16 protein-coding genes are annotated in these 15592 nt (G+C 66.5%); 2 read left to right on the top strand and 14 right to left on the bottom strand.

Annotation, left to right across the window (positions count from 1 at the left end; all coding sequences use genetic code 11):
* Positions 1–14: 14 nt before the first annotated feature.
* From F572_RS0101140 to F572_RS0101125, 4 genes are all read right to left on the bottom strand, one after another.
* The gene (locus F572_RS0101140; protein WP_017940694.1) at positions 15–902 is read right to left on the bottom strand and encodes a mechanosensitive ion channel family protein; all 888 of its coding nucleotides are present in this window, start codon (positions 900–902) and stop codon (positions 15–17) included.
* Between the two features lie 15 nt (positions 903–917).
* Positions 918–1727 carry a hypothetical protein gene (locus F572_RS0101135; protein WP_017940693.1) on the bottom strand — a complete coding sequence of 270 codons (810 nt, stop codon included), beginning with the start codon at positions 1725–1727 and terminating at the stop codon, positions 918–920.
* A gap of 135 nt (positions 1728–1862) precedes the next feature.
* A complete protein-coding gene (locus tag F572_RS0101130; protein WP_017940692.1) occupies positions 1863–2951 on the bottom strand; it encodes a PA0069 family radical SAM protein in 1089 nt (362 codons plus the stop codon).
* Entirely contained in the window at positions 2948–3322 is a 375-nt protein-coding gene (locus F572_RS0101125; protein WP_017940691.1) for a DUF1992 domain-containing protein, read from the bottom strand. Before F572_RS0101125 ends, F572_RS0101130 begins: the two co-directional genes overlap by 4 nt.
* Positions 3323–3434: 112 nt before the next feature.
* Between F572_RS0101125 and F572_RS0101120 the strand changes: the two genes are divergently transcribed.
* On the top strand, positions 3435–5402 hold the full coding sequence (locus F572_RS0101120; protein WP_017940690.1) for a bifunctional diguanylate cyclase/phosphodiesterase: 1968 nt from the start codon (positions 3435–3437) through the stop codon (positions 5400–5402).
* An 18-nt stretch (positions 5403–5420) separates the two neighbouring features.
* On the opposite strand, the gene F572_RS0101115 is transcribed toward F572_RS0101120, so the two are convergent.
* The 6 genes from F572_RS0101115 to F572_RS0101090 form a co-directional block, all read right to left on the bottom strand.
* The gene (locus F572_RS0101115; RefSeq protein ID WP_017940689.1) at positions 5421–5900 is read right to left on the bottom strand and encodes a hypothetical protein; all 480 of its coding nucleotides are present in this window, start codon (positions 5898–5900) and stop codon (positions 5421–5423) included.
* Positions 5901–5974: 74 nt separating this feature from the next.
* A complete protein-coding gene (gene pyrC, locus F572_RS0101110; RefSeq protein ID WP_017940688.1) occupies positions 5975–7009 on the bottom strand; it encodes a dihydroorotase in 1035 nt (344 codons plus the stop codon).
* Between the two features lie 58 nt (positions 7010–7067).
* Complete coding sequence (locus F572_RS0101105) at positions 7068–7325, bottom strand: DUF167 domain-containing protein (RefSeq protein ID WP_017940687.1); 258 nt, start codon at positions 7323–7325, stop codon at positions 7068–7070.
* An 8-nt stretch (positions 7326–7333) separates the two neighbouring features.
* Positions 7334–8080 carry a class I SAM-dependent methyltransferase gene (locus F572_RS0101100; RefSeq protein ID WP_017940686.1) on the bottom strand — a complete coding sequence of 249 codons (747 nt, stop codon included), beginning with the start codon at positions 8078–8080 and terminating at the stop codon, positions 7334–7336.
* Positions 8081–8152: 72 nt separating this feature from the next.
* A complete protein-coding gene (locus F572_RS0101095; protein ID WP_026142894.1) occupies positions 8153–9181 on the bottom strand; it encodes a hypothetical protein in 1029 nt (342 codons plus the stop codon).
* 133 nt (positions 9182–9314) lie between these two features.
* On the bottom strand, positions 9315–10148 hold the full coding sequence (locus tag F572_RS0101090) for an alpha/beta hydrolase (RefSeq protein WP_017940684.1): 834 nt from the start codon (positions 10146–10148) through the stop codon (positions 9315–9317).
* 101 nt (positions 10149–10249) lie between these two features.
* On the opposite strand from F572_RS0101090, the gene F572_RS0101085 reads away from it, so the two are divergent.
* Entirely contained in the window at positions 10250–12448 is a 2199-nt protein-coding gene (locus tag F572_RS0101085) for a bifunctional (p)ppGpp synthetase/guanosine-3',5'-bis(diphosphate) 3'-pyrophosphohydrolase (protein ID WP_017940683.1), read from the top strand.
* 123 nt (positions 12449–12571) lie between these two features.
* Here the strand turns inward: F572_RS0101085 and F572_RS0101080 are convergent, their stop codons facing one another.
* The 4 genes from F572_RS0101080 to F572_RS0101065 all read right to left on the bottom strand — a co-directional run bounded on the left by F572_RS0101080 (position 12572) and on the right by F572_RS0101065 (position 15535).
* The gene (locus F572_RS0101080; RefSeq protein ID WP_017940682.1) at positions 12572–12961 is read right to left on the bottom strand and encodes a flagellar protein FliT; all 390 of its coding nucleotides are present in this window, start codon (positions 12959–12961) and stop codon (positions 12572–12574) included.
* A 51-nt stretch (positions 12962–13012) separates the two neighbouring features.
* Positions 13013–13420, bottom strand: a complete 408-nt coding sequence (gene fliS, locus F572_RS0101075) for a flagellar export chaperone FliS (protein ID WP_017940681.1) — start codon at positions 13418–13420, stop codon at positions 13013–13015.
* 41 nt (positions 13421–13461) lie between these two features.
* Positions 13462–14820 (bottom strand): flagellar filament capping protein FliD, encoded by a 1359-nt coding sequence (fliD, locus tag F572_RS0101070; RefSeq protein ID WP_017940680.1) that lies wholly within the window; start codon positions 14818–14820, stop codon positions 13462–13464.
* 478 nt (positions 14821–15298) lie between these two features.
* Positions 15299–15535 (bottom strand): flagellar protein FlaG, encoded by a 237-nt coding sequence (locus F572_RS0101065; RefSeq protein ID WP_026142855.1) that lies wholly within the window; start codon positions 15533–15535, stop codon positions 15299–15301.
* Positions 15536–15592: the final 57 nt, after the last annotated feature.

The raw sequence follows: 15592 nt of genomic DNA, 5'->3' as shown, positions 1-15592 counted from the left end.
CCGCTCCCTGCCGATCAGTCGCGCGCGCCCGCCCCCGTCTCCGCGGGCGCTTCTGCCTCGGCATCGGACACGTTATCCACGATCCGCACCGGTAACGGCCCGCCCAGACTGCCCAGGGTCCGTTGCGGAAACGGGATCTCGATGCCGGCCTCGTCCAGAGCCGCCTTCACGCCCTCGTGCATGGAATTGCGCAGATCCAGGAATTTCTCCCGCCGGGCCCAGACGGAGAACTGGATCTTCAGCGCGGAGTCCCCGTATTCGAGGAAGATGAACAGCGGCTTGGGCTCTTCCAGGCATACCGGATTGCCCTCCGCCACGCCCATCAGCACGTCCCGCAGCTGCTTGAGATCGGTGTGATAGGCCACCCCGATCTGCATGTCGAGCCGGCGGATCGGGAAGCGAGTGAGATTGGTCAGCTGCGATTTCACCAGGCTCTCGTTGGGCACCCGGACCATCAGGTTGTCGAAGGTCCGCAGCTTGACCGACAGCGGATCGATCGAGAGCACCTCGCCGGTGGCATCCCCGACCTTGATCACGTCCCCGACGGAAAACGGCCGCTCCCCGATCAGGAACAGCCCGGAGATCAGGTTGGAGGCCGAGGTCTGCGAGGCAAAGCCCAGGGCCACTGTCAGGATGCCGGCTGCCCCCAGCAACACGGTCAGGTCGAAACCCAGCTCGCGCAGGGCCGAGGCCAGCACCAGCAGCACAATCACATAGAAGCTGATGCGCCGTGTCAGCATCACCTGCTGGGCGTCGAGCTTGTCCTCCAGCATCCGCGCCAGCCCGCGCGAGACCAGCCGTGCCACCAGCAGGCCCACCAGCAGGTAGATCGCCGCACGGATGGCCGCGAGGAACGCCTCGCTGGTCACGAAGGCCTCGGCCGCTTGTAGCCATTCATTCATGGTGTGCGTGGCTCCCTACTGAAACAGCGCGCTGAATGCCCGCACCATCAGGTGCCGTCCGCCGGCCTCGCGCGGCTCGGCGATCCGGGTGGCGCCCCCCGCCACGGCCGGTGGTCCGGAGTCGATCTTCATTTCCGCCATGTCCCGGTCCTCCTCGCGTTCCAGGCGCACCGCCGGCGTCCACAGCCGGTGGTGCTCGTCGGCGTAGACCGGCAAACGCGGCACCGGCAGGTTCACCCGCTCCAGGAACAACGCATCGTCCGCCTTGTTGGCAATGGTCAGCGGGGTGACCACGCGATGCGGCCGTTCCGGCACGTCGGCCAGGTCCAGCCGCGCCTGGGTGCGCGTGGCATAGCACAGTTCACCGTTCACGGTATTCGGGCCGAACCAGGTATCGGACGGGGTGTAGACTGGGAATTCCTGCACCCGTGCCGCACCCAGATACAGCTGCACCCAGGCCGGCGTACTCAGATACAGCGTGACCTCCCCCTGAGACGGCACGTAGAAAGGGTCCTGCGGACGGCTCACCATCGGCCGGTCCGCCAGGGCCACCCGCAGTTCGGGCGCGGTATCGGCCGGAGATCCGGCGAAACGCAGCAGATCCTTCGCACCCTCGGGAAAGGGGTCGCGGCTGGGTACATCGATCGTCAGCGTGGCATCGGCGGAATCGCGCGGGCGTTCCAGCACCAGTTGCCACTCCTGATGGCCATGCGCCAGCCACAGGTCCAGCGGCCCAATGGACCAGCGACCATGCTGACCGGCAGGGAGCGCTCGACGCCGCCACCAGGCGGCGGGATCGGCTTGGGTTGCGGAGGTCTCGGGCATCGTCCCACTGTAAACCAGATCGCCTGTCCCCGGGCACCTTGCCGCGCCATCCCTCGGGTGCGGATCGCGCTGCCTCTGGAGTCGTGGCTCGGTCTCCCGCACGGCGTGCAATCACTCCGGTTGTTACCCCTTCGCTCAGAACAGGTCGAGCTGCCCCGCGTCCCGGGCGCTTCCCGGCCGTTGCGGCGGCACGAACTGGCTGCAGTCCAGCTCCACCAGGCGCCCGGCCAGCCCCGCACGCCGGCGGGCGAGCCGGAAGCGCTGGCGCAGCAGTTCGGCATAGGCCCCGGCCCCGCGCATGCGATGGCCAAAGGTCGAGTCGTAGAGCTTGCCGCCGTGCGCCTCGCGCAGCCGTTGCAGGATGTGCTCCGCCTTGAGCGGGTGGTGATGGCGCAACCAGTCCTCGAACAGCGGCGCCACCTCGCGCGGGAGGCGGAGCAGGACGTAGCCGGCCGCCACTGCCCCGGCCGCCGCGCCCGCGTCCAGCAAGGACTCCAGTTCGCCATCCGTCAGCACGGGGATCAGTGGCGCCACCAGCAGGCTCACCGGGACACCCGCCGCCGTGAGCCGTTCGATCGTCTCCAGCCGCCGCTGCGGAGCCGCCGCACGCGGCTCCAGATGGCGCGACAGCGTGCGATCCAGCGTGGTCACCGAGACGGCGACCTGGACCAGCCCGCGCTCGGCCATCGGCCCCAGCAGGTCCAGATCCCGTTCCACCAGGGCCGACTTGGTCACGATGGACACCGGGTGCCCGGTCTCGGACAGCACCTCCAGCAACTCCCGCGTAATCCGCCATTCCCGCTCGACCGGCTGGTAGGCATCCGTATTGATGCCCAGGGCCAGGGGCGTGACCCTGTGGGACGGACGCGCAAGCTCGCGCCGCAGGCACTCCGCCGCGCCCACCTTGGCGAACAGGCGGCTCTCGAAATCGAGCCCAGGCGACAGCCCCACATAGGCATGCGCCGGCCGCGCAAAGCAGTAGGAGCAGCCGTGCTCGCAGCCGCGATAGGGGTTCAAAGAGAGCTCGAAGGGCACATCCGGCGACTGGTTCCACGACAGCACCCGGCGGGGCCGCTCGACCGTCACCTCCGTGCGCAGCGGCGGCGGGGCCTCGCCATCCCCTTCCCAGCCGTCGTCGAAGGGTTCGCTCCGGGTCGGCTCGAAACGCGCACCCGGGTCGAGGGTCGCGCCACGCCCCCTCATCGGGCCCTGCACCGGCTTCATCGGGCCGGGCCGTCCATGCGTTCGCACAGCTGGCGAAAATACCCGGACTCCGAGACCATCCCCCGGCCCTCGCCACTGCGGTTCAGGCGATCCAGCAACAGGCGCAGGCGCCGCGCGGCGTGCTGGCGCGAGGCCTCGCCGTCGGCCGCCTGCAGCAGCGCCTCAACCGAAGCAATCTCGCCACGGATCTGCACCGCCTCGGGGACGTAACCGGCGTTCTTCATCACCCGGTAGGCCATGCGCAGTTCCTCGGGCACCGCGCTGTCGTCATCCAGTTCCAGTGGCTGACCCGCTCCCGGGAGATTGTCGAATTCCCCGCGCCGCACCGCATCGGCCAGTTGCGCCTCGATTTGTGCCTCGGTCAGCAGCATCCCGTGTCCCGTCAATGACGCCCGTTATCCGGGGCCTGAATCCGTCTGTTGAGCGCCGGACCCCTTTGCCGTAAGGTCCGTGCCTTTCCCGAAACCCGCCGTACGGACCCCGATGGCCCTCACCCCGCGAGACAACCCGTCGGTGTCCGGAGTGCGATCCCTCGCACCCGCGCGCGAGGCGCTGCGCGCCGATCCCCGTTTCGACAATTACCTGACCCGGCAGATCCCGGTCCTGGTGGCATTGTCCCTGCTCCCTGGCCTGGGTTATATCCTGCTCGGGGCCCTGCACGGCGCCTTCACCACGGCCGTGTCCTGGTACGCCATTATGGCCGCTGCCTCGCTGTGGGGCCTGCAGCTGTACTGGCGCTACCACCGGTCGCCGCTGGCTCCCGAGCAACGCATCCGCTGGCGCATCCGGCTCACCCTCTTTCTGTATCTCTACCTGGCGTTGTGGACCGTGATCTTCCTGGTCTTCGTCCGACTGGATTCGCAGAACCTCCACTACATCGCCATCTTCACCCAGATCGGCGCCACCACCGTGGTGGCGGCCCTGCTCTATCCCGCCCCTTGGGTGTTCCGTCCGTTGATCCCGGCCATGATCGCACCGCTGGCGATCTATTTTCTGCTGATCGGCGACTGGTACGGCTACGTGCTGGCCGCCTTCTCGGCCACCCTGGCCCTGGTGCTCTACTACGCGGCCAGCAGCAGCTTCGGACTGCTGCGCGACAGCCTGCACCAGGCCTCGCATGACGCCCTGACCGGGCTGAACAACCGCGCGGCCTTCATCGAACACCTCGAGGAGAGCCTGGAGGTACTGCAGCATCACCGCCAGCACTCGTTCCTGCTGCTGATCGACCTGGATCACTTCAAGACCGTGAACGACCTGCTGGGGCATGACATCGGGGACGAACTGCTCAAGTCTGTCACCCGGGACTTTGCCAATGCCCTTCCCCCGGGCCACCACCTCGCCCGGCTGGGCGGCGACGAGTTCGTCATCGTCGCCCCCGGCAAGGAAGACCGCGCGACCTGCGAACGCGCCGCCCGCCGCCTAGCGCGCTCCCTGCTGCAGGTGGTCAAGACGCCCTACCTCATCCGCAGCCATCACCTGCACGTAAGCGCCAGCATTGGCATCCGCCTGATCGAGCCGGATCACCCCGTCGACTCGCATCAACTGGTGCGCGAGGCGGATATCGCCATGTACGAGGTCAAGGACCGTGGACGCGACGGGGTGGTCGTCTTCAGCGACGAACTCTCGCGCGCAGTGGAGCGACACCTGCAGATCGAGCGCTGCCTGCACTTCGCACTGCAGCACCGGGAGATCGAGGTACTGTTCCAGCCGCAGATCGACGCGACCGGACGCGTCCGCAGCGCGGAGAGCCTGATCCGCTGGAACAGCGCCGAACTGGGGCCGGTGTCACCGGCGGAGTTCATCCCCATCGCCGAACAGACCGGGTTCATCAGCGAGCTGGGGGATGCGGTCATTGCGCGCGCCTTCCAGGCCTTGCGCGAGTGGGATCGCGCCGGGTTTCACCTGGAACAGCTGGCCATCAACATCAGTCCGCGCCAGCTGGTCCACCTGAACTTCGTGCATCGCATGCAGGAGCTGATCGGCCGCTACCTGGGCCGCGAGCACGCCCACCGCATCACCCTGGAGATCACCGAACACGTGGTGGCCGAGGATACCGACCGCGTCATCCACATCATGCAGGCCCTGCGCCAGATGGGCCTGCGCTTCTCCATGGACGACTTCGGGACGGGCTTTTCCTCTCTCAGCTATCTCAAGCGCCTGCCCTTCGACGAGCTCAAGATCGACCGGAGCTTTGTCCGTCAGGTGGATCACGACGCCGACGACCAGGCCATGGTACGCACCATCTGCGATATCGCCCGGCAGTTTCGGCTACAGCTGGTCGCGGAGGGGGTCGAGACGGACGCCCAGTACCAGTGGCTGGCAACCCATGGCGACCTGCGTTTTCAGGGCTACCTGTTCGCCCGCCCCATGGACGCGGATGCCTTCTTCGCGCACGCCCGGGGCGAGCCCGAATCGTTGCCCATTCCCGACCCGATGCATCGGGCCGTGTAGGCAGCGGGCCCGCCGCGGTCAGGCCCCGCCCGTGGCGGCCGGCACGACCCAGAGGGTCAGCGACAGCAGGATCCCCGTAAGGCTCACGCCAATGATCGGCAGCATCATCACCCCGGCCAGGGCCTCGCGCCGAAACAGGCGCATGGCCATTCCGCCCAGGGTCAGCGTCCACCCGATCGCCACAAAGAACGCCAGCGCGTTCAGCTCGGCCCCCCACAGCAGGATCAGGGCCACCGGCAGACCGAGATTGAGGATCACCACCCCCATTTCCTGGCTGCCCGCGGCACGCCCGGCGGACAGCGCATAGGCGTAGGCCGCCCAGACCATCAGCAGGCCAAACCCGAGCGCGCCGGCCGCCGGCGAACTGAGTGGGGCACGCAGGATCGCGGCACCGGCGGGCTCCAGCCTGACACCGAGCGCGATAATCAGCAACGCCACCCCGAGACTGATGGCCATCCAGAACCACAGGGTTCCGCGTTGCACGTTGGGTTCCGTCATGCCGGTGTCCTCATCCTGTCCATTGTCTACTACCCTGCAGACCGCACCCGTGGTGCCGGGTTCGGCGCGCGCGTTTATTGAGCCAGCTGCCAGGCAATGGTCTCGCCCGCACGCAGGGGTACACCCGGGTCATGCCCGAACAGCACCGCTTCGGGCACCGTCCACGGCGAGCGCTCCAGCGTCAGCGTATCCGTATTGCGGGGCAGCTTGTAGAAATCCGGCCCGAAGTGACTGGCAAAGCCCTCGAGCCGCTCCAGCGCATCCGCCGCCGCGAAGGCCTCCGCATACAGCTCGATCGCCGCGTGTGCCGAATAGATCCCGGCACAGCCGCAGGCCGACTCCTTCGCGTGACGCGGATGCGGGGCACTGTCCGTCCCCAGGAAGAACCGCGGATTGCCGCTGGTAGCGGCCTCCACCAGGGCCTTGCGGTGACGTTCCCGCTTCAGGATCGGCAGGCAGAAGTGGTGTGGCCGCATGCCGCCGGCAAACAGCGCATTACGGTTATAGAGCAAATGCTGGGGCGTGATCGTGGAGGCGACATTCGCCGGACCGTCCTGGATGAACTGCACAGCCGATTCGGTCGTGATGTGCTCTAGCACCACGCGCAGCTCGGGAAAATCGCGGATCAGCGGTTCCAGATGGCGTTCGATGAACACCGCCTCGCGGTCGAAGATATCCACGTCGGGGTCGGTTACCTCGCCGTGGATCAACAGGGGCAGGTCCACCCGCTGCATGGCCTCGAACACCGGATAGCAGCGGCGGATATCGGTGACCCCGCTGGCCGCATTGGTCGTGGCGCCGGCCGGGTACAGCTTGACCCCGTGGATGAACCCGGAGGCCTTCGCCGCGTCGATCATCCCCGGGGTCGTGCCCTCGGTAAGATACAGCGTCATCAGCGGCTCGAAGTCCGCCTCCTCCGGCAGCGCCGCCAGGATGCGGTCGCGGTAGTCAGCCGCGGCCTCCACCGTGGTCACCGGCGGCTTCAGGTTGGGCATGATGATCGCGCGATGGAAACGGCGCGCGGTATCCGGCAGCACCGACGCGAGGACGTCGCCGTCGCGCAGGTGCAGGTGCCAGTCATCCGGTCGGGTCAGGGTCAGGCGGTTCATCCGTAGTTCCCTTCACAGGGGGCCACGCGCGGTACGGGCCCATCACAAGCATGAATCATCAGGATAGCGCGGTGCGCAAGTCAGGCTCGTCCCAGCCCTCCACCAACACGGTCTTGCTACGCGAGGTGGCGCCCGCCACCACCCGGATCGCCGATTTCGGACAACCCAGCTCCGAGGCAAGCAGCGCGATCACGGCCTCGTTGGCACGACCCTTCTCGGGCGGGGCCTGAACCTGCAGCTTGAGGGTGTCGCCCATCCAGCCGGCAATGGCGTTGCGCTTGCTGCCCGGGGCCACCTTCACCTTCAGCCGGGCCACGAGGCGATCTACTCGGCCGGGCGCGTCGCCATATAGGCACTGAACACGCCCAGCTGCACATCGCGCTGCACGTCCTCGAAGCCGACCGCGCGCAGGGTTTCCTGGATCTCCTCCGGGGGCACGCACTGGTCGATCGTGTCCCAGAAATACCGCATCAGCAGGTGCCCGTCCGGATCGCGGGTCAGCACCTTGCCGACAAACGGCACGAAATCACGGAAGTAGAACCGGGCCAGGGCGAACTGCCGCTTGGTCCGCGGCCGCGAGACCTCCAGGATCGTGCAGCGCCCGCCCGGCTTCAGCACGCGGAAATACTCGCTGAACAACTCGTGCAGGTCGCGCACGTGGCGCAGCCCGTACCCCATGTACAGCCGGTCGAACTCCTGGTCCGGCAACGGCATCTGCTCGCCCAGACTCTGGATAAAGGTGGCATCCATCTTGGTCCGGGCGATATCCATCATCCCGCGGCTCGGATCGACGCAGGTCAGGTGATCGTCCCCCACCACCTTGCGGATCTCCTCCGCGACCGGGCCGGTCCCCGTGGCGACGTCAAGCACGTTCATCCCGGCGGCAAGACCCGACTTCTTCAGAACGAAGCGGCGATACGACTGGCCGGTCCCAAAGAAGCCGACCCGCAGGATACGGTCGTAATAAGGAGCGGTCCGGTCAAACAGGTCGTCGACGTAGGCGCGGCGGCTCGCCTCGTCGCCGTAGTAGTCCTTCAGGACCGGGTGCGGCTTCTTGGTGGTCGGCTGCATTGCGTGTTCTCCCCTGGCAAGGGACCGGTGACCACCCTCTCGCGGCAGCCCGTCCGGCCCGGCATCAATCCGTTATGGTATCGCGAGCGTCTCCGCCAGACGTTCCGAGTACAGTCCCTCGATCTCCACCAGCAATTCCTCACGGCAGATATCGCCGTGCAGCAACAGCCAGGGTACATCCTGGCCCAGGCGTTCTCGCAGATGCGCCTCGGCGGCCGGCGCGTCGGCGGCACGCCGCAGGTAGACCTTCAGCGCCGACAGCTCCCGCGGGGCATCGGCGCGGACCGGGTGGTGCGTCGCGGCCTGTTCCAGCAACACCCCGATGTTACGCAGGCTCTCGTCGATCTGCGCCCCCAGGTCCCCGACATGCCGGCTTTCATGGCCCACGATACTCGCGGTGCCCGAGATGAACAGTTCGGCGGCCCGCGGCCCCGACTGCCACAGGCTGGCACGGGCGAACGAGGGACTGCGCGGACCGTACTGGCGCGGGTAGCGGTAGGCGCTGACCTGGCGCGGATTCTCGATCCGGGCCGCGGCCTCGCGCGTGGCAATGAAGTAGATCAGCAATCCGTCGGAGTGCGTGCCAATCGCGGTCGCTGCCGGCAGGATCCGCTCGTAGGCCGGTAACGCCTCGAAGACTCGCGCCCGCCCGCTGCAGAAGCCCCGATAGCGCTCCTGTCCAGCGACCGGATCATTGATGGCGGGGAGATAGTTCCAGACCCGCACCAGGTACTCGAAGCCCAGTGCCCGGCAGCCCGCCAGGATCTCCCGATAGGCGCGTTCCGTCACCGGATCGGGGTCTCCGGAGGCGTCCAGCGGCGCGCTCCAGCACCCCACCAGGCACTCATCGCTGCGCAGGTACGTCAGCGCCCCTTCGACGCCGGTCTCCCCGGCGGCGCCATCCGGCAGGGACCAGCACTCCACCCGCCCGGAAACGCCGGCGAGCGGTTCCAGGCCTACGCGGATATCCAGGCGCCCGGCCCCGCGTTCGACGCCACTGGATCCGCCAAAGCGGATCACCACGGGCGCCGCAGCACAGGCCGGGTCCCCTTCATGGCAGTACGTGACGGTCAACGGCGTTTTTTCAGCGGGTTCGATCATTCCGTGGCAGCGGGAGACAGGTCTCCCAAGGCATCCATTCCGGCCGGGACAGCGGCGCAGTCTACCAATGTCCCGCGGAGGAGACACGGCCTTTCCAGACAGCCGGAATCGCGGGATTTCCGTGGACGCCCTCTTACGGCTTGTCGCCGACCCGGACACCCGCGTCCCGCAGAAAGGCTTGGAGACCGTCGCGGTAGGCCTGTCCAGTGGCGAGAAAGGCATCGTTATGCCCGCCCTCCATTTCCAGCAAGCGCGCATCACCGGCGGCCGCATACAGACGTTCCGTATGCTCGAACGGCACAATCTCGTCGTCCCGGCTGTGGGCAAGGAGAATCGGCGCCGTGATCGCCTCGATTCGGCCCAGCGTGTCATACTCGTGGCGCAGCAGGGTCCGGACCGGAAGCCACGGATAGTGCCGGGCCCCGAGGTCGGCGGCCGACGTGAAAGCCGATTCCAGGATCACCGCCGCTGGCTCCACGCCGGTGGCCAGCTCCGCTGCGACCGCGGCGCCCAGCGACCGCCCGAACACCACGATCGCCTCCGGCGGAATCGCGCGATCCTCCGTCAGGTACTGCCAGGCCGCGCGGGCGTCCGCATAGGTGCCCGCCTCGTCCGGGCGCCCCGCGCTGCGCCCATACCCGCGGTAGTCGATGATCAGGACCGCCAGGCCCAGCTCATGGAACTGCTGCAGCGAATGCAGCCGGTGGCCGATATTGCCGGCATTGCCATGCAGAAACAGCAGCACGGGGGTATCGCCGTCTGGCCCTGGCACAAACCAGCCATGCAGCCGCACCCCGTCCTCCGTTACCAGCTCGATGTCCTCGTAGGCCAGCCCGATGCGCTCCGGTGTACTGGTCACGTTGCCGGAGGGCATGTAGATCAAGCGGTCCTGGGTGAGGAAGATCAGCCCCGTAAACAGGACATAACCCAACCCCGCGAGTGCCAGGATCTTGAACAGGTTAACCATACCCCGATCCTGACCCCCGATCTCGCCTCACGCAAGCCTCTCGCCGGCCCGCGCGGACCGGTACAATGCCCCGAACGGTTTCGCTGGAACATCCCTGCCCCATGCGCCATTCGCTCCTCACCAACACCGACCTGCAGGGTCTCGACCGCGACGCGCTGCTGCGCCACTTCGCGGGCAACCAGCCCCTGGACGACGCCACCGGCCTGCAGCTGGCCGAGGCGCTGGATCGCGCCCTGGAAGCCGTCGATGCCGCCGGTCTCGAGTCCCACCCGATGGATGTGGCGGAGATCCTGCGCCACCTCAACGTCGATCGGCAGACGCTGATCGCGACCCTGCTCGTGCCCGTGTATCTGGCGGACCTGCTCAAACCGGCCCAGCTCGAGCAGCGTTTTGGTGCGGCCATCGCCCGGCTCACAACCAACGTCGCGGCGCTGGTCCGCCGCCGCTTCGAGGCCCCGGCCGGGCGTCCGGAACAGGCCGAACGCCTGCGCCGCATGCTGATGGCCATGGTCGACGACGTGCGCGCCGTGCTGATCAAGCTGGCGTTCCGTGTGCAGCACCTGCGCCTGCTGGTGCGTGAGCCGGATGACAGTGCACGCGCCCTGGCCCAGGAGACCCTGGACGTCATCGCGCCGCTGGCCAACCGCCTGGGCGTCGGCCAGCTCAAGTGGGAGATGGAAGACCTCGCGCTGCGCATCCTGGAACCGGAGACCTACCGCGAGATCGCGAAAGGCCTTGAGGAAAACCGCACGGAACGAGAAACCTATGTCGAGGCCTTCGCGGAGACGCTGAAGAAACGTCTGCAGGCCGACGGCATCGAGGCCCGGGTCTTCGGCCGTCCCAAACACATCTACAGCATCTGGAAGAAGATGCAGCGCAAGCGTACCTCGATCTCCGAGCTGTACGACCTGCGCGCCACCCGGGTGATCGTGGATCAACTGGCCACCTGCTACACCGTGCTCGGCATCGTCCACAACGACTGGCGCCACCTGCCCAGCGAATTCGACGACTACATCGCCAACCCCAAGGACAACGGCTACCAGTCCCTGCACACCGCCGTGGTCGGACCGGAGGGCAAGGTCGTGGAGGTGCAGATCCGCACCCGCGAGATGGACGACTTCGCCGAGCTCGGGGTCGCCGCCCACTGGCGCTACAAGGAAGGGGGGCGCGAGGACCAGGCCCTCAACCGTGCGATCAACAACCTGCGCCAACTGCTGGAGGCCGCCGACAACAACGACCAGAACCTGCTCGACGAGATCCAGAGCGAGCCGCTGCACCAGCGCGTGTTCGTGCTCACGCCCCAGGGCGAGGTGCTGGACCTGTCCCTGGGCGCCACCCCGCTGGATTTCGCCTACGCCGTCCACACCGAGGTCGGCCACCGCTGCCGCGGGGCCAAGGTGGACGGCCACATCGTCCCGCTCACCTACAAGCTGAAGTCCGGCGAGCGCGTCGAGGTCCTGACCACCCGGGAAGGCGGCCCCAGCCGCGACTGGCTCAACCCCAATCTTGGCTATCTCAACACCGCCCGCGCGCGCTCCAAGGTCCGCACCTGGTTCCGGCAGCAGCACCAGGAGGAACACCAGGCTACCGGCAAACACCTGTTCGACCGCGAGTGCCAGCGCCTGGGCTGCGGCCAGGACCTCAACCGCAGCGCCCTGGCCGAGGCCATGAAGTACCAGACCTTCGACGAGCTGCTGGTTGCGCTGGGCGCGGGGGACATCACCACCGCGCAGATCGCCGGGCGCATCTCCCAGCAGATGCGCGAGACACGCGGTCGGGAACAACCCGCCGCGCAGCCGGCGCCCCAGCGCCCGCGCCGCCACGACGGCGAAGCGAGAGAAGACGACATCAAGATCCGCGGCGTCGGCGGCCTGCTGACGACGCGCGCACGCTGCTGCGACCCGCAGCCCGGCGACCCGATCATCGGCTTCATCACCCGTGGCGCGGGCGTCTCCGTCCACCGCAGCGACTGCGTGAACATCCTGCACCTGCCGGAGGAAAAACGGGGCCGCCTGATCCCCGTCTCCTGGGGCGAAGAACCGGAGCGCGAGGCCATCACCCTGGAGGTGGACGCCCACGACCGCCCCGGCCTGCTCGGCGAGGTCGGCAATGCCTTCTCCGAATGCGGCATCAACCTGTTGCGCGTGAACACCCAGACCAACCGCGAGGACCGCAGCGTGCGCATGGAACTGGAGGCCGAATACAGCGACCTCGGCGAACTCAGCAACCTCTTCGACCGCCTCCAGTCCCTCAGCAGCGTCCAGACCGTCCGCCGCCTCCCGCCCACTGCCCCCACGTAGACCTGTAGGAGCCGAGCCCTCTCGGCGATGCGGGCCTGTCCAGCGCCGCATCGCCGAGAGGGCTCGGCTCCTACAGGTCCAGGGCCACCAGAGGGTGTAGGAGATGCGGCACGGGCTGCGGGCCTAACCCTCGGGCTGCCCCGGACCGGTGCGCATGGAATGGCGACGGGTGGTCTCGTAGGCGCTGGTGCCCTTGCGACCGGATTTCAGTTCGCGGATTTGTTGCGCGACCTCGGTACGGCGCTGGGCCAGCTCCTGTACCGAACTTTCGTAGAAGCGGCCAAGCTCCTCGAGCGCGGCGCGCAGAGCCGCCCCGGAGTCATCGCGGAGCGGCACCGGCTCCGGGCCGAAGGCCCGCTCTACCAGGCTGCGCGCCTGCCGATCCAGCTCCTGGAGCTCTTCCCAGTCCTCTTCGGCCACCGCGCGCGCCATATGGGCGCGGATCGCCTCGACGGCATCCTCGAGCGTGGCTTCCGAGCCGACCTCGCTGTTCGAAGTGGCGGGACCGGTCATGGGCAAAGGCCGGACTCAAAAACCGCGCAAGGTGCCATGCAAGGCCTTCCCCTAGCCTGCCCGGCGCTGGTCGGCCGGGATGTCGTCCCAGCCCGCCTTGATCTCGCGCAGCAGCTTGGCCACCTCGTCCAGTGCAGCCGGGTCGTTCTGGGCATTCGCCTCCAGCAGGCGGCGGCTCATGTACTCGTACAACGCATCCAGGCGCCCTGCGAGCTCCGGATTTTTGTCGTGGTCCAATAACGCCCGCAGGGACTCGACAATATCGATTGCCTTGCCGATCTTCTCGCCCTTCAGACCGACATTACCTTGCTGCACGGCGCCCTTCGCCACAGCGATCCGTTCCAAGGCACCTTCGAAAAGCATCTGGATCAGCCGGTGCGGGTCTGCCACCTGCGCTTCAGCCAGTGCACCCGATTGCCGATACTGGTTCACCGCTCGATTTGTGCCCGGTCCGTACATCCCATGGTCTCCGTTATCTTTACGCTTGAACGCAACGTCCATCATCGAGAGTTATTCTGAGCCAATGGCATGTTTGCCAGTTGCCCCATCAGAAATTCACTGGTCCCTTGCAACTGCGCGATGGTGCTGTCCATACGCGAGAACTGGCGTACCAGGCGAGCCTCCAACTGCTCCAAGCGCACATTCAGATCCATCCGCTGCTGACTGATTCTCTCCAGATCACTTTGCAGACCTTCAGTTCGTACACCAATCAAACCATCGGGACCGGTAAAACTGCTGGTTACATTTTCCATGCGCTCGCCGATTTCCCGGACCACAGCCGCAACATTGTCGAAACCATCGTTCTCGAGTGCCTGGTTGAAGCGGTCGCTGTCGAAACCGAGGGTCCCGTCCCGGTTCGAGACAACCCCCAGCGATGCCAGCGTACGCGCATTCACATCCGTGATTTGCGCCGGCTCCACCAGAGCATTCCCCAGCCGGCTACGAATGCCGCGTACCGTGCTGTCGCCTGTCAGCACTGAAGCCTCCTGCTCCTCGGCGTTGTAGGCTGTCAGATTGCGCGTTTGCCCGATCAGGCCGTTGTACGCCTCGATGAAGCCCTCGAGCGTGCGCTGCAACGCCCCCTGATCTTCACTCACCGTGACTGTCACCGGTGAATCGGAGGTGCCCCGAAGCTCGATCGACAGCCCTTCGACCGTGTCCTCGAGGGTATTCGTCGTACTGGTTACCGTCAGGCCGTTGATCACTGCCTCGGCATCCTGTGCCGCCCGAGTCTGTACCAGGTTCGCATCATCGAGACGTGCCAATCCGCTACCTGCGGGATCCTCCGTTGCCGTAACGCTGATGGTATTGGCTGCGCCGGTCGAATTCGCAGTCAGCACCAGGCGTGCCCCATCTCCGTCATTCACAATCGAGGCCGTGACGCCGCCCTCTGCTTCGTTGATTGCGTTGCGAACGTCGCGCAGCGTGTCGCCTTCCTGCACGTTGACCGTGAAGGCATCGCCATCGCCCACCTGAATAGCCAACTGCCCGGCACCCACCTCAGCGTCCGCGTCCGCGAAGTCGCCCGCGGCCGAGGCCAGGGTCTGGGCCTGAGCAAGCTGGTTAACCTCCAGCGAGAAAGTCCCGTTTGCGGCCGTGCCGTCCGCGGTCACTCGTGCCACATCGCGATTGGAGACCGACGCATTCTGCGACAGTTCGAACCCGGACAGCTGCGACAGCATGCCACCGACCTGATCAATCGCGCTGGTCAGGTTCCCGTAGGCCGAGATCTGCGCCTCGATACGCTGTTCGCGCTGGTTGAAACGGGTTTCCTTGGGAATTCGTTCCGCGTTGACCAGGTCGCCAACGATCTGGTTGAGATCCAGGCCCGAGCCGATCCCCAGTGAACTGATTGCCATGGCCTTTCCACTCCTCGAGGTCCGGTCAAGGAACCTCATACATACGCATATAACTACTTATACGACAGCCTAGCTCAAATCTTGAGCCCACCGCAGGAAAACCGCCTCAAAAAGGGCATGCCACCCCCTAGCTGGCCGCCCCACAAAACCCGGTCATTGCGAGCGAACCGAAGCAATCTCCACAATCTGGCACCAATCCCCCACTCGAACCTGCCACCAGCATCCCCGCGCCCCAGCCCCGTCATCCCGGAAACGGCGAAGCCGTTGTCCGGGATCTCCACCGCTCGACGGTAGCACGGCAGTCGGGGAAACCCCGTCCGTGGGAAACCCCGGCTCTACGCTGCGCTTCGGCCGGCGTGACAGCAAGGGCTGTCCGGGGTTCCGTAGCTGTTTCCGTCATCCACGAAACGAAAAAAGCCGGACCCGCTGCCGGGTCCGGCTCAACAAAACATCACGCTCCAAGGCGTAACGACAGCCCTCAGGCCTTGTCCACCAGACCCGTTCCGCCCAGCTCCTGCTCGCTCTGGAACTGCTCCACCAGCGCCAGCACCGCCTCCGGCGGGATCTGGCGAATCACTTCCTCGCGCTCTCCGTCCATCACCGTAATCACCATACGGCCCGTACTGTCATCCACGCTGAATTCCAGCGCACGCCGGGTCGATTGCAGATAGGAATTGATCGACTCGACCACTTGGTTGACTTCCGCCATATCCATGGCCTCGATCACCGGGCCGGTAGAGCTAATCGCCGCAGACTCCGAAACGTTGCCCGA

The sequence above is a fragment of the Thioalkalivibrio sp. ALE14 genome, from assembly GCF_000376845.1.
GTDB lineage: Bacteria > Pseudomonadota > Gammaproteobacteria > Ectothiorhodospirales > Ectothiorhodospiraceae > Thioalkalivibrio.
Note: the sequence above shows the minus strand (reverse complement) of the source record. Positions and strands in the feature narration are given on the sequence as shown.

Excerpts from the sequence above, each read along its gene's own strand:
- F572_RS0101140 (WP_017940694.1), bottom strand. The coding sequence starts at position 902 with ATGAATGAATGGCTACAAGCGGCCGAGGCCTTCGTGACCAGCGAGGCG.
- F572_RS0101135 (WP_017940693.1), bottom strand. The coding sequence starts at position 1,727 with ATGCCCGAGACCTCCGCAACCCAAGCCGATCCCGCCGCCTGGTGGCGG.
- F572_RS0101130 (WP_017940692.1), bottom strand. The coding sequence starts at position 2,951 with ATGAAGCCGGTGCAGGGCCCGATGAGGGGGCGTGGCGCGACCCTCGAC.
- F572_RS0101125 (WP_017940691.1), bottom strand. The coding sequence starts at position 3,322 with ATGCTGCTGACCGAGGCACAAATCGAGGCGCAACTGGCCGATGCGGTG.
- F572_RS0101120 (WP_017940690.1), top strand. The coding sequence starts at position 3,435 with ATGGCCCTCACCCCGCGAGACAACCCGTCGGTGTCCGGAGTGCGATCC.
- F572_RS0101115 (WP_017940689.1), bottom strand. The coding sequence starts at position 5,900 with ATGACGGAACCCAACGTGCAACGCGGAACCCTGTGGTTCTGGATGGCC.
- pyrC (WP_017940688.1), bottom strand. The coding sequence starts at position 7,009 with ATGAACCGCCTGACCCTGACCCGACCGGATGACTGGCACCTGCACCTG.
- F572_RS0101100 (WP_017940686.1), bottom strand. The coding sequence starts at position 8,080 with ATGCAGCCGACCACCAAGAAGCCGCACCCGGTCCTGAAGGACTACTAC.
- F572_RS0101095 (WP_026142894.1), bottom strand. The coding sequence starts at position 9,181 with ATGATCGAACCCGCTGAAAAAACGCCGTTGACCGTCACGTACTGCCAT.
- F572_RS0101090 (WP_017940684.1), bottom strand. The coding sequence starts at position 10,148 with ATGGTTAACCTGTTCAAGATCCTGGCACTCGCGGGGTTGGGTTATGTC.
- F572_RS0101085 (WP_017940683.1), top strand. The coding sequence starts at position 10,250 with ATGCGCCATTCGCTCCTCACCAACACCGACCTGCAGGGTCTCGACCGC.
- F572_RS0101080 (WP_017940682.1), bottom strand. The coding sequence starts at position 12,961 with ATGACCGGTCCCGCCACTTCGAACAGCGAGGTCGGCTCGGAAGCCACG.
- fliS (WP_017940681.1), bottom strand. The coding sequence starts at position 13,420 with ATGTACGGACCGGGCACAAATCGAGCGGTGAACCAGTATCGGCAATCG.
- fliD (WP_017940680.1), bottom strand. The coding sequence starts at position 14,820 with ATGGCAATCAGTTCACTGGGGATCGGCTCGGGCCTGGATCTCAACCAG.
- F572_RS0101065 (WP_026142855.1), bottom strand. The coding sequence starts at position 15,535 with ATGGATATGGCGGAAGTCAACCAAGTGGTCGAGTCGATCAATTCCTAT.